The sequence below is a fragment of the Nocardioides panzhihuensis genome (assembly GCF_013408335.1).
In the GTDB taxonomy this organism is placed as follows: domain Bacteria; phylum Actinomycetota; class Actinomycetes; order Propionibacteriales; family Nocardioidaceae; genus Nocardioides; species Nocardioides panzhihuensis.
On record NZ_JACBZR010000001.1, the window covers coordinates 1,143,933 to 1,161,325 of the forward strand.

Here is a 17,393-nt window from a genome sequence, read left to right on the forward strand (position 1 = left end):
CTTCTCCGGTGTTTCCTGCGCTTCTCGGGTGTTGCAATGCCTGAGAAGCGCAGGCCCCGAAATTCGTAGAGCCCGGTTAACCGGGGATTCCGACCGCCGCGAATGAGGCAAGATCGACCCCATGACGGGGCTCAGGATCCTTGACCGTACGCTCGCCAGGCGGGTGATGAGTGCCGCGGAGGCGGCCGAGCAGATCGGCCCGGGGGAGACCGTGGGGTTCTCGGGGTTCACCGGGGCCGGGCACCCGAAGGCGGTGCCGGCAGCGCTGGCGCGACGTATGCGGGCGGCTCATGAGCGCGGCGAGGAGTTCCGGGTCCAGGCGTGGACCGGCGCCTCGACGGCGCCCGACCTCGACGGCGTCCTCGCCGAGGCGCACGGGCTCTCCAAGCGGCTGCCCTACAACGGCGACCCGCTGCTACGCCGGCAGATCAACTCGGGAGAGGTCGAGTACGTCGACGTGCATCTGTCCCACGTCGCCCAGCACAGCTGGTTCGGCTTCTACGGCGGCCTCGACGTCGCCGTCGTCGAGGTGGCGGCGGTGCTCCCCAACGGGCTGCTCGTCCCCACCTCGAGCGTGGGGAACAACAAGACCTGGCTGGAGAACGCCGACAGGGTGATCCTCGAGGTCAACAGCTGGCAGCCGCGAGGGTTCGAGGGCTTCCACGACATCTACTACGGCACCCGCCTGCCGCCTCAGCGGGCGCCGATCCAGCTGACCACGCCGATGCAGCGGATCGGCGACCCCTACCTCCGGGTCGACCCGGCGAAGGTGGTCGCCGTCGTCGAGACCGACCACCCCGACCGCAACACCCCGCTACGCCCGGTGGACGACGACAGCCGCGCGATGGCGGACCTCCTCGTGGACTTCCTCCGGCACGAGGTACGCAACGACCGGCTGCACCGGAGCCTGCTGCCGCTCCAGGCCGGCGTCGGCAACGTCGCCAACGCGGTCCTGGCCGGTCTCCAGGAGAGCGAGTTCGAGCACCTGACGGCCTACACCGAGACGATCCAGGACGGCCTCCTCGACCTCCTCGACTCGGGCAAGCTGATCGGCGTCTCGTCGACGTCCTTCGGGCTCTCCGAGGAGGGCGCCCGGCGGTTCAACGACGACATCCACCACTACAAGGGCCGGATCCTGCTGCGACCGCAGGAGATCTCGAACCATCCCGAGGTCGTGCGACGGCTGGGTCTGATCGCGATCAACGGCATGGTCGAGGCCGACATCTACGGCAACGTGAACTCCACCCACGTCGCCGGCTCCTCGATCGTCAACGGCATCGGCGGCTCGGGTGACTTCGCCCGCAACGCGTATCTCAACTTCTTCGTCTCTGCCTCGACCGCCAAGAACGGCGCGATCTCCTCGATCGTGCCCTTCGTCAGCCACGTCGACCACACCGAGCACGACGTGCAGGTCGTGATCACCGAGCAGGGGCTGGCCGACCTGCGCGGACTCTCGCCGCGGGCACGGGCGCGGAAGATCATCGACCGATGCGCACACCCCGACTACCGCGACCGGCTCGCCGACTACTTCGAGCGCGCCCAGCGCGAGCGTCCCGATGCCATGCATACGCCGCATCTGCTCGGTGAGGCGCTCTCCTGGCACCGCTCCTATGTGGAGACCGGACACATGTGAGCCGTGAAGGTCTCGGATCCGTCTCGATGTGTCTGCCGGGGCGGACAGGCTCTTCGAAGATCGGTACGGTGCTGAAGAGCTCCCTGTGCCCCGTCGCCCGGCGGCTGAGCGGCATACACCAGACCGTTCGCTCCTGGGAATGACGCCAGGAAAGTTGCAAGTTCTTGCAATGCGCTTTTGCGGGTCTGGGCCATTCTGAGCGGGGATTGCATACTTCTGCAAGAGAGGTTCGCCCCCAGGCGGCTTCTCAGGCCTCGTGTCCAGGCCAAAACCTGGCCCGCGAGCCGCCCGGACTCGGGAGACATCTCGGGAGTCTCCCGCGCCGGACGGTTCGCGGGCCATCTCGGCTTTTGGTGGCGCCTGCGCTAGGTCCCCGGGAACGCCGTCGGCTTGGCGCCGAGGTCGAGCTGCCGCGCGGCCGCCCGGCAGAGCAGCTGGACGAGCAGCGTGCGGTCGGTGCCGGTCGCCTTCGGGACCAAAGAGAGATAGGTCGCGGTGGTGTCCCGCTCCAGGCGCAGAGCCGCGGCGCCGATGCCCTCCGGCGACCCGGTCCGGCGGGGCAGGTCGTAGACGGCGGAGGACGCGACCGGCTCGAGCCCCGCGGCCACCACACGGACGGCCAGGGCCTCGCGGGCGTTCACGTGGTCGGCGTACGCGACCTCGAGCGCGCGTGCCAGCGCCGGTGCGGACGAGGCGGAGGTGCGCCCGCCCAGGGCACCGAGGATGTAGATCGAGGCGTGCTCGACCGCGAGCGCAGCCTGGATGGCCTCTGTCGAGATCGAGTCCGCCGCCGTCATGCCAGGCCCCGCCCGTGCAGCAGCTGCTGCTGGCCGGCGGCGATCGAGGCGAGCAGCGTGATCAGCTGCGGGTCAGCCGCGCGCCCGGCGGCGGTGGTGAGCGCCGTGACCAGGGCGAGCTGGCGTTCCTGCCAGCGGCCCTCCGCCGGCGCGGCCGTGACACCCTCGGACGGAGCCAGCGCCTCGATGTGGACACGATGGAGCTGGACGAAGGCCGCCGGCGCACCCTCGTCGGCGCCGAGGATCTCCGCGACCGTGGCGTCGATCACATTCTGGTCAGGGTTGGCGGGGGCCGGGGGAGTGCTCGGCGGTGGTGCTTTGACAGGATCGAGCATCTCCGAGGCCGAACACGCCGAGGCGGTCATTGGCGCAACCACGGCGACGGCCACAGCGGTGCGGCGCGAGAGCATCCGGATCACGTGAGGAACCCTAACCACACCCGGCGGGAGTCGCGTCAGCGGCTTTCAAACACAGCCGCGTGCTGTTCGAGACACCCGAGGCGTACAGGTAAGGTGTCATCGGCGGCGCCGCGTGCCCGGGCGGCCCACACAGTTGGACCAATCAACAGGATCAGACAACAGGATGCAGGGGGAGATCGCGTTGAGTGCTGAGCAGAAGGACGCGATCGCGAGTGCCATCGAGGAGGCCCTTGTCGACCCGCTTCTGGCCCTGGGCCTCGACGTCGAGGCCGTGGAGATCACGCCGGCCGGCAAGCGCCGGATCCTGCGGATCGCCGTCGACAAGGACGGCGGGATCAACCATGACGGCGTCACCGAGGCGACCCGTGAGGTCAACCGGGTCCTCGACGAGTCCGACGTCATGGGTGAGCAGCCCTACACCCTCGAGGTGACGTCTCCCGGTGTCGACCGGCCGCTGACCCTGCCGCGCCACTGGCGCCGCAACAAGAGTCGCCTGGTCAAGGTCACCACCGTCGACGGCTCCACGTTCACCGGCCGCGTCAAGGAGTCCGACGAGGAGCGCGCCAGCCTCGAGGTGAGCGGCAAGCGCCGCGAGGTGGCGTACGCGGAAGTGAAGAAGGCGCTTGTGCAGATCGAGTTCAAGCGGATCGACGAGGGGGAGTAGGCCATGGACATCGATATGAGCATCCTGCGGATGCTGGAGCGGGAGCGGGAGATCTCGCTCGATGTGCTCGTCGAGGCGATCGAACAGGGCCTGCTGACGGCCTACCACAAGAACGGCGACTCCCAGACGAAGGCGCGGGTCGACCTGGACCGCAAGACCGGGCACGTACGCGTGCTGGCTGCCGAGGTCGACGACGAGGGCAACGTCGTCGGGGAGTACGACGACACGCCCGAGGGCTTCGGCCGGATCGCCGCCACCACCGCCAAGCAGATCGTGCTGCAGCGGCTGCGCGACGCCGAGGACGACGTGAAGTTCGGTGAGTTCTCCGGCAAGGAGGGCGACATCCTCTCCGGCGTCATCCAGCAGGGCCGCAACCCCGACGACGTGCTCGTCGACCTGGGCCGGCTCGAGGGTGTCATCCCGATCTCGGAGCGTGTGCCTGGTGAGGACTACAGCCACGGCACCCGGATCAAGGCGCTCGTGGTGAGCGTGCGCAAGGGCATGCGGGGCCCGCAGATCACGCTCTCGCGCTCCCACCCCAACCTGGTCAAGAAGCTCTTCTCCTTCGAGGTCCCCGAGATCGCCGACGGCACCGTGGAGATCTCCGCGATCGCCCGCGAGGCCGGCCACCGCACCAAGATCGCGGTCATATCGACCGTCGCCGGCGTCAACGCCAAGGGCGCCTGCATCGGCCCGATGGGTCAGCGGGTCCGCCAGGTCATGTCCGAGCTGCAGGGCGAGAAGATCGACATCGTCGACTGGTCCGAGGACCCGAAGGTGCTCGTCGCCTCCGCGCTCTCGCCGGCCCGGGTCTCCTCGGTCCAGATCATCGACGAGGCGACCAAGTCCGCCCGTGTCGTCGTGCCCGACTACCAGCTCTCGCTGGCCATCGGCAAGGAGGGGCAGAACGCCCGTCTCGCCGCTCGCCTCACCGGGTGGCGCATCGACATCCGCTCCGACGAGGAGACCCCGGTCGCCTGAGCCTCGCGGCTCGTTAGCCTGTGCGGCATGCCGAACGTGCGTGAGACAGCCCTGACCGGCTCCGAGGGCGTCCTGCTGGAGCCGGAAGGTGCCACCACCGGCGTCCTCGTCCTGTCCGGGTCCTCGGGGCGGATCGAGACCGATCGGTGCCGGCTGCTCGCCTCGCACGGGGTGGCAGCTGCGTCGATCCGTTACTTCGGTGGCCCCGGACAGCCGGGCGAGGCCCGCCTGATGCCGCTGGAGACGTTCGACGACGTCCTCGCCGAGCTCCACTCCCGCTACCAGCGGCTGGTGGTGCTGGGCACGTCCTGGGGCGCCCAGGCGGCACTGCTGCTCGGCACGCTGCACCCCGAGATCGACGCGGTGGTCGGGATCTCCCCGACGTACGTCTCCTGGGCCGGCCTCAGCGACGAGCGGCCGCAGCGGTCCTCATGGACGTTGCGCGGCGAGCAGGTGCCGTTCGTGCCCTTCGACGACGAGGCGATCGAGGAGGCCGTCGAGGAGGCCGTCGAGGGGGCGGACGGGGAGCTCCCGTCGTTCTGCGAGGCCTACCTCTCGGCACTGGAGAGGTACGCCGACCGGGTGCCCGCCGCGACCATCCCGGTCGAGCGCATCGCCGGTGAGGTCGTCCTGGTCGCCGGGGGCGGTGACGCGCTGTGGCCGTCGGTCCTCTTCGCGGAGGCGGTCCGGCGCCGGCGTACGGCTCACGACCTGGAGACGATCGTGGTCACCCATCCCGACGCCGGTCATCGGGTCGTGCTGCCCGGCGAGCCCGCGCTCGCGCTCAGCCAGAGGCTCGACTGGGGCGGTTCGGAGGAGGCCGACCGCGAGCTCGGCCTGCTGGCCTGGCCGGAGATCGCCGCCGTCCTGTGAGGTCGGGTCACGGAATAGGAACGACCTGTGCCCCGGTTTAGTCTCCCGAACCCCGGAAGCGGTAGTGTTGAGTATCGGTGGCACGCCTCGAAGAAACTACGCAGCACGGACCTGTCCGTACGTGCGTTGGTTGCCGGAAGCGAGCCGCCAAGCGCGAGTTGTTGCGGGTGACCGCCGGCTCGGACCACGACGGCCAGCCGGCCGTGGTGCCCGATCCGACAGCCACCGCACCCGGGCGAGGGGCGCATGTGCATCCCACGCGTGAGTGCTACGAACTCGCGGTGCGCCGGAAGGCGTTCATCCGGGCCCTGTTCCCGAAAGGCAGGGGGGCCGCGGGCGGGCTTTCCAGCGCACCGGTGGAGGACTACCTCGACACGCGCCCGATATCCACGACCGTCACAGACGGTCAACCGACCAGGAACTGGAGCAAAAGCTCATGAGCACTCGATGAGTACTTCGCGATGAGCGTGTTCTACAACCATTAGTGGTCACAGTTTCACCCGGATTTGGGTCTGTGGCCAGAAGGAGAAACGTGGCTAAGACCCGAGTCCACGAACTCGCCAAAGAGTTCGGAGTCGAGAGCAAGTTCGTTCTCGAGAAGTTCAAGGAGATGGGTGAGTTCGTCAAGTCGGCGAGCTCGACCGTCGAGCTCCCTGCGGAGATGCGTTTCCGCAAGGAGATCGGCCCCGGCCTGAAGACCGGTGGCAATGGTGGATCCTCGTCCGCGGACGAGAAGCCCGCCCCCAAGCCCGGTCCCAAGCCGGCCCCTAGGCCTGCTGCCCCGAAGAAGGCCGCGGACAAGGCGCCCGAGAAGCCTGCTGAGGCGCCTGCGGCGTCCAAGCCGGCCGCCCCCAGGCCCGGCCCGAAGGCCCCGGCCCAGAAGGCCGAGGCTCCGCCGGTAGCCCCCGCGGAGTCGGCTCCGGCCGCTCCCGAGACCAGCCCGAGCGAGCCGGCAGGCACCGACCGCGGCGAGCGACGCCCGGCCGCGCCCAAGCCGGGCGCGCCCAAGCCTGGTGCGCCGAAGCCCGGTGCTCGTCCGCAGACCCCCGCGGCTCGCGGCGGCTCTGGCGGTGCCGGTCGTCCCGGACCTCGTCCGGTCGGCAAGCCCGGCGCTCCGCGCCCGGGCAACAACCCGTTCTCCTCCAACCAGGGCATGGGGCGTCCGCGTCCCGGCGGCCAGGGTGGTGGCCAGGGCGGTCAGGGTGGTCAAGGCGGCCAGGGCGGTGCCCCGGCTGGTGGCGGCGACCAGCGTCCGCCGCGTCCTGCTGCTGCCCGTGAGGGTGGCCAGGGTGGTGGCCGTCCCGGCATGCCGCGTCCCAACCCCGCGATGATGCCGAAGTCCCCGGCCGCGTTCGGTGCCCGTCCTGGTGGCGGTCCCGGCGGCGGTGGCGGCGGCCGTGCCGGTGCTCCGGGTCGTCCCGGCGGCGGTGGCCGTCCCGGTGCCGGTGGGCGTCCCGGTGGCGGTGGCGGCGGTGCTCCGGGTCGTCCCGGTGGCGGTGGCTTCGGCGGTCGTCCGGGTGCCGGTCGTCCCGGTGGTCGCGGAACGACCCAGGGTGCCTTCGGTCGCCCGGGTGGTCCCTCGCGCCGTGGTCGGAAGTCGAAGCGGGCGCGTCGCCAGGAGTTCGAGGCCATGGAGGCCCCGACGATCGGTGGCATCCGCGTCCGCAAGGGCAACGGCGAGACCGTGCGTCTCGCCCGTGGTTCCTCGCTGACCGACTTCGCCGAGAAGATCGGCGTCGACCCGGCCCAGCTGGTGCAGATGCTGTTCGGTCTGGGCGAGATGGTCACCGCGACCGAGTCCGTCAACGACGAGACCCTCGAGCTGCTCGGTGAGGAGCTCAACTACATCGTCTCGGTCGTCTCCCCCGAGGACGAGGACCGCGAGCTGCTGGAGTCCTTCGACATCGAGCTCGGCGACGAGGGCGACGAGTCCGACTGGACGGTCCGTCCGCCCGTCGTCACCGTCATGGGTCACGTCGACCACGGTAAGACCAAGCTGCTCGACGCCATCCGTGACGCCAACGTCATCGAGGGCGAGGCCGGTGGCATCACCCAGCACATCGGTGCCTACCAGGTCGCGACCGAGGTCGACGGCCAAGAGCGCAAGATCACCTTCATCGACACCCCAGGCCACGAGGCGTTCACCGCCATGCGTGCTCGTGGTTCGCAGTCCTCGGACCTCGCGGTCCTCGTGGTTGCGGCCGATGACGGCGTGATGCCGCAGACGATCGAGGCGCTCAACCACGCCAAGGCGGCCGGTGTCCCGATCGTGGTCGCGATCAACAAGATCGACAAGCCGGAGGCGGACCCGACCAAGATCCGTGGCCAGCTGACCGAGTACGGCGTCATCCCCGAGGAGTACGGCGGCGACACCATGTTCGTCGAGATCTCGGCGAAGTCGCGGATCAACATCGAGGGCCTCCTCGAGGCGGTCGTGCTGACCGCCGACGCATCGCTCGACCTGCAGGCCAACGCCGGCCAGGACGCGCAGGGCATCGTCATCGAGGCTCACCTCGACCGTGGCCGTGGCCCGGTCGCGACCGTCTTGGTCCAGCGCGGCACGCTGCGTGTGGGCGAGTCCATCGTCGCCGGTCCGGCTCATGGCCGTGTCCGCGCGATGATCGACGAGTACGGCCACGAGATCACCGAGGCGACCCCGTCGCGTCCGGCGATGGTCCTGGGTCTCTCGGCGGTGCCGGGTGCCGGTCAGAGCTTCCTGGTCGTCGAGGACGACCGGATGGCTCGCCAGATCGCCGAGAAGCGCGAGGCACGCGAGCGTGCCGCGCAGCAGGCCAAGCGCCGCGTACGCCGCACGCTTGAGGACTTCATGGCCTCCATGGAGAAGGGCGAGAGCCAAGAGCTCAACCTCATCCTCAAGGGCGACGTGTCCGGTTCGGTCGAGGCGCTCGAGGACGCACTGGCCAAGATCGATGTGGGTGGCGACGAGGTCTCGATCCGGGTCATCGACCGCGGTGTCGGTGCGATCACCGAGACCAACGTCGACCTGGCTGCTGCCTCCGACGCGATCATCATCGGCTTCAACGTCCGCCCGCAGGGCAAGGCGACGGAGCTGGCTGACCGCGAAGGTGTCGAGATCCGCTACTACTCGGTCATCTACCAGGCGATCGAGGAGATCGAGGCGGCCCTCAAGGGCATGCTCAAGCCGGAGTACGAGGAGAAGAGCCTCGGCAAGGCGGAGATCCGCGCGATCTTCCGCTCGTCGAAGGCCGGAAACATCGCCGGCTGTATGGTCACCGAGGGCCTCATCCGCCGCAACGCCAAGGTTCGCGTCCTGCGCGACGGCGCCGTGGTGGCCGACAACCTCGACCTCGCCTCGCTGCGCCGCGAGAAGGACGACGCCTCCGAGGTCCGCGAGGGCTTCGAGTGCGGTCTCGTCCTGAAGAACTTCCAGGACATCAAGGAAGGCGACTTCATCGAAGCCTTCGAGATGGTGGAGATTCCGAGGGGCTGAACGAGCCTCTGACGTTGGCCGGGTCGCAGTCGCGGCCCGGCCAACGTCTCGATTTGCTTCGATTATTTGAGAGAGTGTGAACATGAGTAGCCCACGGGTGCGTCGCATCGCTGACCGGATCAAGGTCGTTGTCGCTCAGATGCTGGAGCGGCGGATCAAAGATCCGCGGATCGGCTTCGTCACCATCACCGATGTCCGGGTGACCGGTGACAGCCAGAACGCGACGATCTTCTACACGGTATTGGGTGCGGACTCGGAGGCCGCGCTCGCCGACACGGCAGCGGCGCTGGAGTCGGCCAAGGGGCTGATCCGCTCCGAGGTCGCCAAGCAGCTCGGCACGCGCACCGCCCCGACGCTGGAGTTCATGCACGATGCGCTGCCGGAGACGGCCCGCCACCTCGACGACGTGCTCGCCCGCGCCAAGGCGCAGGACGATGCGGTCGCGGCCGCCCGGGTGGAGAGCTACGCCGGGGAGCCCGACCCCTACAAGAAGCCTCGTGAGGATGGGGACGAGTGGGACGAGGACGACGAGGAGTGAGTGCCCCCTCGAGTCTTGTCATCGTCGACAAGCCTGCCGGGGTCACCTCCCACGACGTCGTCGCGCGCGTTCGGCGCATGGCCGGCACCCGCAAGGTCGGGCACGCCGGCACCCTGGACCCGATGGCCACCGGCGTACTCGTCCTCGGGGTCGAGCGCGCCACCCGGCTCCTCGGCCACCTGATGCTGACCGAGAAGTCCTACGACGCGACGGTGCGGCTCGGGCAGAGCACCACGACCGATGACGCCGAGGGCGAGCTCGTCTCGGAGACGGTCGCCAGCGGCCTGGTCGCCGGGGACGTACGCAGCGCCTTCGTCACCCAGGTCGGCGACATCCTGCAGGTTCCGACCGCCGTCTCGGCGATCAAGGTCGACGGCAAGCGCGCCTACCAGCGCGTACGCGACGGGGAGCAGGTCGAGCTGAAGGCCCGGCGGGTCACGGTGCACGAGCTCACTGTCGGCGATCTCCGCGTAGCCGGCGATGTGGTCGATGTCGACATCTCGGTGCGCTGCTCGAGCGGCACCTACATCCGCGCGATCGCCCGCGATGTCGGCGAGGCGCTCGGGGTCGGTGGACACCTGACGGCGCTGCGCCGCACCGCGGTGGGACCATACGACCTCGATGTGGCGAGGACGCTCGACGAGCTCGGCGACGAGTTCGCCGTGCTTCCGTTGGCCGAGGCCGCTCGTGCAGCGTTCCCGGCGTACGACCTCTCCGAGGAGCAGGCCCAGGACGTCCGCTACGGGCGCAAGCTCGGGCTGTCGCTCGACGGGCTCACCGCTGTCTTCGCCCCCGACGGCGAGTTCCTCGCTCTCTACGAGCCGATCGCGCCCGAGCTCGCCAAGGCGAGCGCCGTCTTCGTCGGCTGACACCCCACGCCGAGACGTCACTCCGGTCGGCCGAGTTGGCACACCTGTGCCAACTCGGCCGACCGGAGTGACGCTTCGGGCGACGGGGGTGACGCCTCGGCAGGGATGGGTCAGCGCAGGCGCACGGTCTCGACCAGGTCTGCCTTGATCTCCTCGTCGGTCCAGGGGAAGTCGACCCACTTCTCCTCGGAGAAGAGGCGGGTCTGGTCGCTGGACCACGGCGAGGTGGGGTCCTCGTACTGGCCGTAGGTCAGGATCGTGCGCGGTTCGACGCCGTCCGGGCCGAACGAGACGGCCTGGATGTGGGAGGAGCCGTAGGTGATCGGCCGGGCGTAGCCGGTGTTTTGCACCGGGCTGCGGGAGGCGAGCGCGTTGGCGTTGCCGGCCAGGTTGCCCTCGCCGCCGCCGAGGGGCAGCGGGGGAGCGCCGCGGTCGGCGGCGACCTGGTAGGCGCCCCACGGCGAGTCGATCGGCAGACCGGTGGCCTCCACGGCCGCGATCGCGTCCTCCATCGCCTTGATCGTGCTCGGCGTGGTGCGCAGCCCGCGCGGCGTGTCGAGCGGGTCGTCGGCGTCGAACGGCACCCGCCACAGCTGCAGGCCGGTCGGGGCGCGCTCGACGAACTCGGTGAAGATCGCGGTGCCGACCGAGGTCGCGTCCGACCGTCCGTCCCATCCGGCCAGGACGGCGCAGGCCTGCTTCTCGCCGGTCAGCCGGCAGACCCGGTCGAGCGCGCCGTCGGCCTTCATCACCTCCGCCGTCCGCTGCCGGTTGTCGTACTCGTGGTCCGCCAGCGAGGCGGGCGTCTCGACGCCGTGCGCGGCGAGCTGGTCGATGACGTAGCGGGCCACCATCTGCGTACGCATCGTCCGCTCGCACCGCTCACAGCCGAGGATCGCGGGGTAGCCCTCCAGCGGGGCCTCCGGGTTGGGCAGCCAGTGGGAGTCGTTGGCGTTCATCACCCAGTCGCGGCGTACGACGTCGGGAAGGTGCTCGTCGCCGAGGATTCCGGCGCGCTGGGCACCGGCGTCGGCTCCCCAGGCGCAGGAGGACCCGGCGCGGTTGCCGTCGAGACCGGGCAGGCCGGCGACTGTGTTGAGCAGCCGGCCGACGACCGTCATGCAGCGCGAGGCGAGCCTGTCGGTGACGTGCGGGACGACCGAGTGGTCGGCGTAGAGGGTGTCACCGTGGCGGTCGGCCGCGATCGTGTTGACCCACGGCATCCCGCCACCGGCGTCCTGGCGCTCCAGCAGGTCCCCGACCGAGGAGGCGGAGCCCATGCCGAGGAAGGTGTCGATGGTGCGCAGGTGCTCGGCGTTGGCGTCCCGGATCGCCCAGAAGCTCTGCGGTCCCCAGGCCATCAGCTGCGAGGGCGAGTCGATGACGTAGCCCTCGGGCGTGCGGTAGAGATCCTCGGTGACCGTGGTCGTGCCCGAGGCGGTCTTGACCTCGACCTCCACCTCCCGCCGCTCGGCGCGCTTCACGCCGTCCGGTGTGGGGTAGCGGGTGCCCGGCCCGAGGGTGGTGTACTCGTACGGTGTGAACCGGTAGGCCGTGGACACCGTGTGGCTCCAGGCGACGTCGTCGTTCCAGCCGATGTTCACCGCCGGTGAGCCGATCAGCGACGCGCCGGCGACGTCGTACTCACCGGGGATCGTCAGATGCTGCTGGGTGAACCGGTAGCGGCCCTGCCACGGGAAGTGCGGGTTGCCGAGCAGTATCCCGGCACCGGTCGAGCTGGCATCGCCGCCGATCGCGGTCGCGTTCGACCCGAAGGCGCGCTCGGGGTCGCGGCCGAACGAGGCCAGCAGCTTCTGCTTGTCCACCTTCGCGGCCGCAGCCGGCACCTCGGCTGCGGTGGTGGGCAGCGACGGCAGCCCCAGGGCGCCGGGCAGATCGGGCAGGCCAGGGTCGGTCAGAGACGGGGGAGAGGCGGCGTTCATCTCGCCGACGAACTGACCGGCCGAGGCGATCAGGTTGGCGAGATAGACGCCGTACCAGACGTCGGTCTCGGTGACGTCGGGGCGGAGGTAGGGCGCGTCCGCACAGGCCGGGTCGGTGACCTCGTGCGTACGCAGCCACTCGTTGACCCCGGCCGCGTAGCCGCGCACCATCTGCTTCGCCCGCGCCGAGGGCCCGGCCGGGGAGTCGAGCAGGCGCTCGACCACCTGCCGGTTGTGGAGATCACCCACGAGCACGTCGGAGTCGAGGTTGGTGGTCGGCTTGGAGACGCCGTCGTCGTAGATCTTGTCCGCGCCGAGCCAGCGGGAGCGTTCGCCGCGGGCGCTGAGCAGGATGTCGGCCAGGGTGCAGGTGGCCTCACCGGCGGTCGCCCAGCCGCTGCCGTAGCCCAGGGAGCCCCAGTCGCGGGCCGTGATGTGCGGGATCCCGTGCTCGGTGATCCGCACCTTCGCGTCGTACGCAGGCGGCGGCTCGGCGGCCTCTGCCGGAGCGCTGAGCGCGCCCGCGAGAAGGGCCAGCGGTGCGAGGGACATGGTGGCTCTGCGTACGAGGCTCTCCATGCCTCGACCAACGAGGATGGGTAGAACAGGTTACTGTTTGGTTGCCAGGTGGCCCGGATCCCGGGAAGGGGACCGAGGATGGATATTCTGGCGGCGTGTTCTGGAGAAGTCTGAGCGAGGTGCCCGCCGACCTCGGCCGCACCTGCGTCGTGGTCGGCAATTTCGACGGCGTCCACCTCGGGCACCAGCATGTGCTGCGCCGAGGGCGCGAGGTGGCGGACGCCAAGGAGCTCACCCTGGTGGCGGTCACCTTCGACCCGCACCCGATGGCGGTGCTGCGGCCCGAGCACGCCCCCGGTGTGCTCACCACGATGGAGGTCCGCGCCGAGCTGCTGCTCGCGGCCGGCGCCGACGCGGTGCTCGCGCTGCCGTTCGACATGGAGATGGCCAACTGGTCACCCGAGGACTTCGCCCAGCGGGTCCTCGTCGACGCGCTGCACGCCGAGGCGTGCGTGGTCGGCGCCAACTTCCGCTACGGGTGCAAGGCTGCCGGCGACGTGGCCGACCTGATCGCCTACGGCAAGGTCCACCACTTCTCCGCCGAGGGGATCCCGCTCGACGGCGGCCCCCAGGTCTGGTCCTCGACCTACATCCGTACGTGTCTGGCGGCCGGCGACGTCACCGGTGCCGCCGAGGCCCTGGGTCGCCCCTACTCCGTGCGCGGGATCGTCGTCAAGGGCGACCAGCGCGGCCGGGAGCTCGGCTTCCCGACGGCGAACGTGCCCACCGACTCGCTGACCGCGGTGCCGCCCGACGGCATCTACGCGGGCTGGCTCACCCGGCGCGACACCGGCGAGCGATTCCCGGCGGCGATCTCGGTCGGCACCAACCCCACCTTCGAGGGCGTGGTCGGGCGCCGGGTCGAGTCCTACGTGCTCGACCGTGACGACCTCGAGCTCTACGGCGTCGAGGTCGAGGTCGCCTTCGTGGAGCGGCTACGCGGCATGGTCGCCTTCGAGGGGATCGACGCGCTCGTGGAGCAGATGCGCGCCGACGTGGTGCGGGCGCGCGAGATCTTGACGGAGCAGTAGAGGTCGACCTCCGACCCCGGCGCCCTATCCAGCGGGGACCCGGTGCGGTTGAATGTCTCGCCATGGATCCCCACTCCACCCCCACGTCCGTCTACGAGACCGAGGTCGAGGCCGAGCGCGCCCGCGGCGGCATCCCGGCCGTCCTCAACGCTGTCCTGGTCACCGGCGGGCTCTGGGCCCTCCAGTTCTTCTCCGGCTCCGCGCCGCTGTCCACCTGGGCCGACGAGAACGGCACCAACTCGGCGGGCTGGCTGCCCGCGCTGCTGGGGGACCGGCTCGCCTACTTCGGCAACGGCTCCTTCGGTGACCTCTTCTCCGGTGACGCCCTGGTGCACTCCGTCATCCTCACCGCGACCGTCTTCGTGCTGACCTGGCTGCTGACCTGGCTCGGCACCATCGGCATCTGGCCGAGGGCGTTCTGGCCGGTGTTCCTCGGGTGCTGGTTCGCCGCGATCGTCGCCACGGCCGTCGGCCAGGTCGCCGAGAGCCTCTACGCCTACCTCTCCGACGGCCGCTCCGGCTGGCTGGTGGCGACGCTGGGCGACGTGCTCGAGTCGGGCGCTGCGTACGGGCTGACCTATGGATGGGCGACCGGGTTCCTGATCGCGCTGATCTGGCTCGCGGTGCCGGGAAAGAGGCCCGAGGTGGTGGACGAGTACGCGCCGATGTCGGCGCTCATCCAGGGCAGCTCCGGGGGCGCGCCCGGCGGCTACGGTCAGCAGCTGCGCTCGAGTGTCGCCGTGCCGACCGCCCAGACCAGGCTGGTGTCCGCCTCGCCGTCGGGGCGGCCCGCCCAGCCCGTCCAGGTCCGCACCTTCACCGGGCCCGCTCGTGCCTCCGGGCCGGCCGGCGACACGGCCGCCTGGAAGGACTTCGTACGGGACGTGCGCGGCCGGTCCTGACCGGTCGGTCCTGAGCCGGCTGCTCGTCGCCTGCCGACATCCTCGGCGGCGCGCGGTGCAATGCTGTAGCGAGTAGTGCGCACTGCGTAGTAGTGTGCGAAGCATGGATACCACCCAGCTGCTCAAAGGGGTGCTCGACCTGACCGTCCTGGCCGTCGTCGACGGCGAGGACGCGTACGGCTATGACATCGTCCGCAAGCTCCGCGACAGCGGGCTCACGGACGTCGGGGACGCTTCGGTCTACGGCACCTTGCGGCGGCTGTACGCCGCAGGCGCCCTGACCTCCTACGTCGTGCCGTCAGAGTCCGGCCCCCACCGCAAGTACTACGGCATCACGCCTGCCGGGCAAGGCCAGCTCAAGCAACAGAGCGAGGACTGGTCCCACTTCTCCACCACTGTCACCGAGATCCTCCAAGGGGTGCGCGCATGAGCGAGCGTCAGCGAGCGAACAACGAGAACATCATGCCGTCGCGTCCGTATTCTGGCGCTTGCGCTACGGAGGTGGCGGCATGACGACCACAGATGCAGAGCCGAACGTCGCACCGGAGGTGCGGCTCTTCCTGGCTCGGGTGCGCCGCGAACTCGCAGACCTCGACCCCGAGGTGCTCAGCGACATCACCGACGGGCTCGAGGCCGACTTCGCCGAGCTGGTCGAGGAGCGTGGGCCCGATGCGCTCGGCGACCCGGTCGAGTACGCCAAGGAGCTCCGCGCCGCGGCCGGGATACCGGCAGGGCCGAAGCCGCACCGCGGTCTAGCTGCGCAGGTCGACGGGCTCCTGGACGCCGGTCACGACCGGTTCGACCGGACGGTCGCCAAGGCCGGTGAGCTGCTGCGTACGGATCTGAGGCCTGTGGTCGCCTGGCTGCGGCCGCTGTGGTGGATCGTGCGTGCCTGGGCCGCGGTCTGGCTGGTCTCGGCGATGTTCGGCTGGACGATGTCGAGCGCGCCGTCGGTCCTGCTGCTCATCGTCGCGGTGGCGATCAGCATGTTCGTCGGCGCCGGCCGGGTCTGGCCGGGCGGCGAGCGGGGGACCGGCGCACGCGTCGTGCTCCTCGGCCTGAACGCCTTCGCCGGGTTCGCGCTCTTCATGAGCTGGGCGAACGGCGTCGTCGGGAGCAGCATGGAGTACGACCAAGGCTGGCAGGACGGCTACAACGAGGTGGTCGGGGCGACCAATGATGGTGGCCCGGTCGGTGAGCAGGCCGGCATCTATGCGGGCGGCAAGACGGTCACCAACATCTACCCGTACGACACCTCGGGTAAGCCGCTGACCGGGGTGCAGCTCTTCGACCAGGACGGGAAGCCGATCGACGTGGCCGCTCAGCCTGACTGCACCTCGACTGTCGCCGACCCGCTCCCGCCGGCTGTGGCCGACGAGGACGGGATCCTCTCCGAGGTGTGCCTGGACGAGCGTACGGGGGAGCCGGTGCAGCCGCGGATCTTCTACCCGTGGTCCAACGGCGCCGCGCAGCTCTACAACGTCTTCCCGCTGCCCAGCCGGGTCCAGCCGGACACCACGCTCGACCCGAACGCGTTCGCGGACGGGGGCGAGGACGCGCCGACGATCCAGGAGCCGCCCCTGGCGACCGTGCCGAAGGTCTCGCTGCCCGGGATCGCGGCGAGCTCGCCGAGCGCCTCGCCGACAGTCTCGCCGTCCGCCTCGCCGAGCGCTCCTGAGACGCCGTGAGCTGACCGATGCAACCGGACCCGGCTCCACAACGTCTTACTCGATGACGAGAGAGTCGAGGGGGAGAGCGATGAAGTTCTGGTGGAGGTTGCGTCGGCGGGTGGCACGGCTCGTGCTCGTGGCCTGATCCGGCGACGATTCGGGGGGTATGCCGGCTCGCTGTTAATCTTCTCGGGTTGTCGGTCCATGGGGATCGGCAGCTCAAGCCGTGAAATCGGCCGCGGATCAAGAGTGCCCCGGTGAACAGGCCCGGGCGCGCCGCGCAACGAGTTAGGCCCACGGGCCGGAAGGGAGCCTTCGCATGGCAGTTGGAACTGACGCGGAGACCAAGAAGAAGATCATCGCCGAGCACGCCACGACCGAGGGTGACACCGGCTCGCCGGAGGTGCAGATCGCGCTGCTGTCGCACCGTATCTCCCACCTGACCGACCACCTCAAGGAGCACAAGCACGACCACCACAGCCGTCGTGGTCTGCTGCTGCTCGTCGGCCAGCGCCGCCGCCTTCTCAACTACCTTCAGAAGAAGGACATCGAGCGCTACCGCTCGATCATCGAGAAGCTCGGCCTTCGTCGCTGATCTGGTTCTCAACGCGTACGCAACGGGTCGCCTCCCACTTGGGAGGCGGCCCGTTCGCCATTTGTCGCTGTGCGGTCGGCGTCACCGCACGGAAGCGGTGACCCCGTCCCGCGCTTGTCGACGCGGTGACGTACCAACCAGCGCCGGTGCCTCCTGAAGCTGGATCGCGGCCCTGACGGGACGCGCAGTCCGGCGTGACGGGGTGGGCTCCGGTCCGGGCGCGGGCGGCACGCGCGTGCCTCCGTTCCGCATTTCGGGCAAGGGACGGATAGGCTGAGGGATGAGTGCTAGCGCCAGCCGCGCAGGCACTCGTAAAACGAAACACATCACCAGGAGCGGCCCGCCCGTCCGGCTCGGTCCTCGGTAGTGATTCCCAGGTCCGTCGTGACCTGAGGGTCTCGATCGAAGACCGGCCCTGTGCGCAGCG

The 17,393-nt window shown here is 69.9% G+C and carries 16 protein-coding genes; 13 read left to right on the forward strand and 3 right to left on the reverse strand.

Translation table 11 applies throughout. The features are described 5' to 3' along the window. The first annotated feature begins 121 nt into the window (after positions 1-121). The gene (gene scpC, locus BJ988_RS05300) at positions 122-1,633 is read left to right on the forward strand and encodes a succinyl-CoA:acetate CoA-transferase ScpC (protein ID WP_179657057.1); all 1,512 of its coding nucleotides are present in this window, start codon (positions 122-124) and stop codon (positions 1,631-1,633) included. Between the two features lie 365 nt (positions 1,634-1,998). On the opposite strand, the gene BJ988_RS05305 is transcribed toward scpC, so the two are convergent. Both BJ988_RS05305 and BJ988_RS05310 read right to left on the reverse strand, forming a co-directional pair. Next, positions 1,999-2,430, reverse strand: coding sequence for a DUF4439 domain-containing protein (locus BJ988_RS05305; protein WP_179657058.1), 432 nt, complete (start codon positions 2,428-2,430; stop codon positions 1,999-2,001). Continuing rightward, positions 2,427-2,849 (reverse strand): hypothetical protein, encoded by a 423-nt coding sequence (locus BJ988_RS05310; RefSeq protein WP_179657059.1) that lies wholly within the window; start codon positions 2,847-2,849, stop codon positions 2,427-2,429. The genes BJ988_RS05305 and BJ988_RS05310 overlap by 4 nt, the downstream gene beginning before the upstream one ends. A 181-nt stretch (positions 2,850-3,030) precedes the next feature. Here BJ988_RS05310 and rimP point away from each other — a divergent pair, with 181 nt between their 5' ends. The 7 genes from rimP to truB all read left to right on the forward strand — a co-directional run bounded on the left by rimP (position 3,031) and on the right by truB (position 10,246). Then, a complete protein-coding gene (rimP, locus tag BJ988_RS05315; protein ID WP_246321404.1) occupies positions 3,031-3,513 on the forward strand; it encodes a ribosome maturation factor RimP in 483 nt (160 codons plus the stop codon). A 3-nt stretch (positions 3,514-3,516) separates the two neighbouring features. Further along, on the forward strand, positions 3,517-4,494 hold the full coding sequence (nusA, locus tag BJ988_RS05320) for a transcription termination factor NusA (protein WP_179657061.1): 978 nt from the start codon (positions 3,517-3,519) through the stop codon (positions 4,492-4,494). Positions 4,495-4,521: 27 nt separating this feature from the next. Continuing rightward, a complete protein-coding gene (locus tag BJ988_RS05325) occupies positions 4,522-5,367 on the forward strand; it encodes an alpha/beta fold hydrolase (RefSeq protein ID WP_179657062.1) in 846 nt (281 codons plus the stop codon). Positions 5,368-5,444: 77 nt separating this feature from the next. Continuing rightward, positions 5,445-5,807, forward strand: a complete 363-nt coding sequence (locus BJ988_RS05330; protein WP_179657063.1) for a DUF448 domain-containing protein — start codon at positions 5,445-5,447, stop codon at positions 5,805-5,807. A gap of 92 nt (positions 5,808-5,899) precedes the next feature. Then, a complete protein-coding gene (infB, locus tag BJ988_RS30890; RefSeq protein WP_179657064.1) occupies positions 5,900-8,839 on the forward strand; it encodes a translation initiation factor IF-2 in 2,940 nt (979 codons plus the stop codon). Between the two features lie 82 nt (positions 8,840-8,921). Continuing rightward, on the forward strand, positions 8,922-9,377 hold the full coding sequence (gene rbfA / locus BJ988_RS05340; protein WP_179657065.1) for a 30S ribosome-binding factor RbfA: 456 nt from the start codon (positions 8,922-8,924) through the stop codon (positions 9,375-9,377). Next, a complete protein-coding gene (gene truB / locus BJ988_RS05345; RefSeq protein WP_179657066.1) occupies positions 9,374-10,246 on the forward strand; it encodes a tRNA pseudouridine(55) synthase TruB in 873 nt (290 codons plus the stop codon). Before rbfA ends, truB begins: the two co-directional genes overlap by 4 nt. 110 nt (positions 10,247-10,356) lie before the next feature. On the opposite strand, the gene BJ988_RS05350 is transcribed toward truB, so the two are convergent. Continuing rightward, a complete protein-coding gene (locus BJ988_RS05350; protein ID WP_246321405.1) occupies positions 10,357-12,741 on the reverse strand; it encodes a penicillin acylase family protein in 2,385 nt (794 codons plus the stop codon). Positions 12,742-12,863: 122 nt separating this feature from the next. Here BJ988_RS05350 and BJ988_RS05355 point away from each other — a divergent pair, with 122 nt between their 5' ends. From BJ988_RS05355 to rpsO, 5 genes are all read left to right on the forward strand, one after another. Next, complete coding sequence (locus BJ988_RS05355) at positions 12,864-13,799, forward strand: bifunctional riboflavin kinase/FAD synthetase (protein WP_343051479.1); 936 nt, start codon at positions 12,864-12,866, stop codon at positions 13,797-13,799. A gap of 62 nt (positions 13,800-13,861) precedes the next feature. Next, positions 13,862-14,701, forward strand: a complete 840-nt coding sequence (locus BJ988_RS05360; RefSeq protein ID WP_179657068.1) for a hypothetical protein — start codon at positions 13,862-13,864, stop codon at positions 14,699-14,701. A 103-nt stretch (positions 14,702-14,804) separates the two neighbouring features. After that, positions 14,805-15,131, forward strand: a complete 327-nt coding sequence (locus tag BJ988_RS05365; protein WP_179657069.1) for a PadR family transcriptional regulator — start codon at positions 14,805-14,807, stop codon at positions 15,129-15,131. Positions 15,132-15,210: 79 nt separating this feature from the next. After that, on the forward strand, positions 15,211-16,389 hold the full coding sequence (locus tag BJ988_RS05370) for an HAAS signaling domain-containing protein (RefSeq protein ID WP_179657070.1): 1,179 nt from the start codon (positions 15,211-15,213) through the stop codon (positions 16,387-16,389). A gap of 301 nt (positions 16,390-16,690) precedes the next feature. Then, complete coding sequence (rpsO, locus tag BJ988_RS05375; protein ID WP_179657071.1) at positions 16,691-16,966, forward strand: 30S ribosomal protein S15; 276 nt, start codon at positions 16,691-16,693, stop codon at positions 16,964-16,966. The last annotated feature ends 427 nt before the right edge of the window (positions 16,967-17,393 follow it).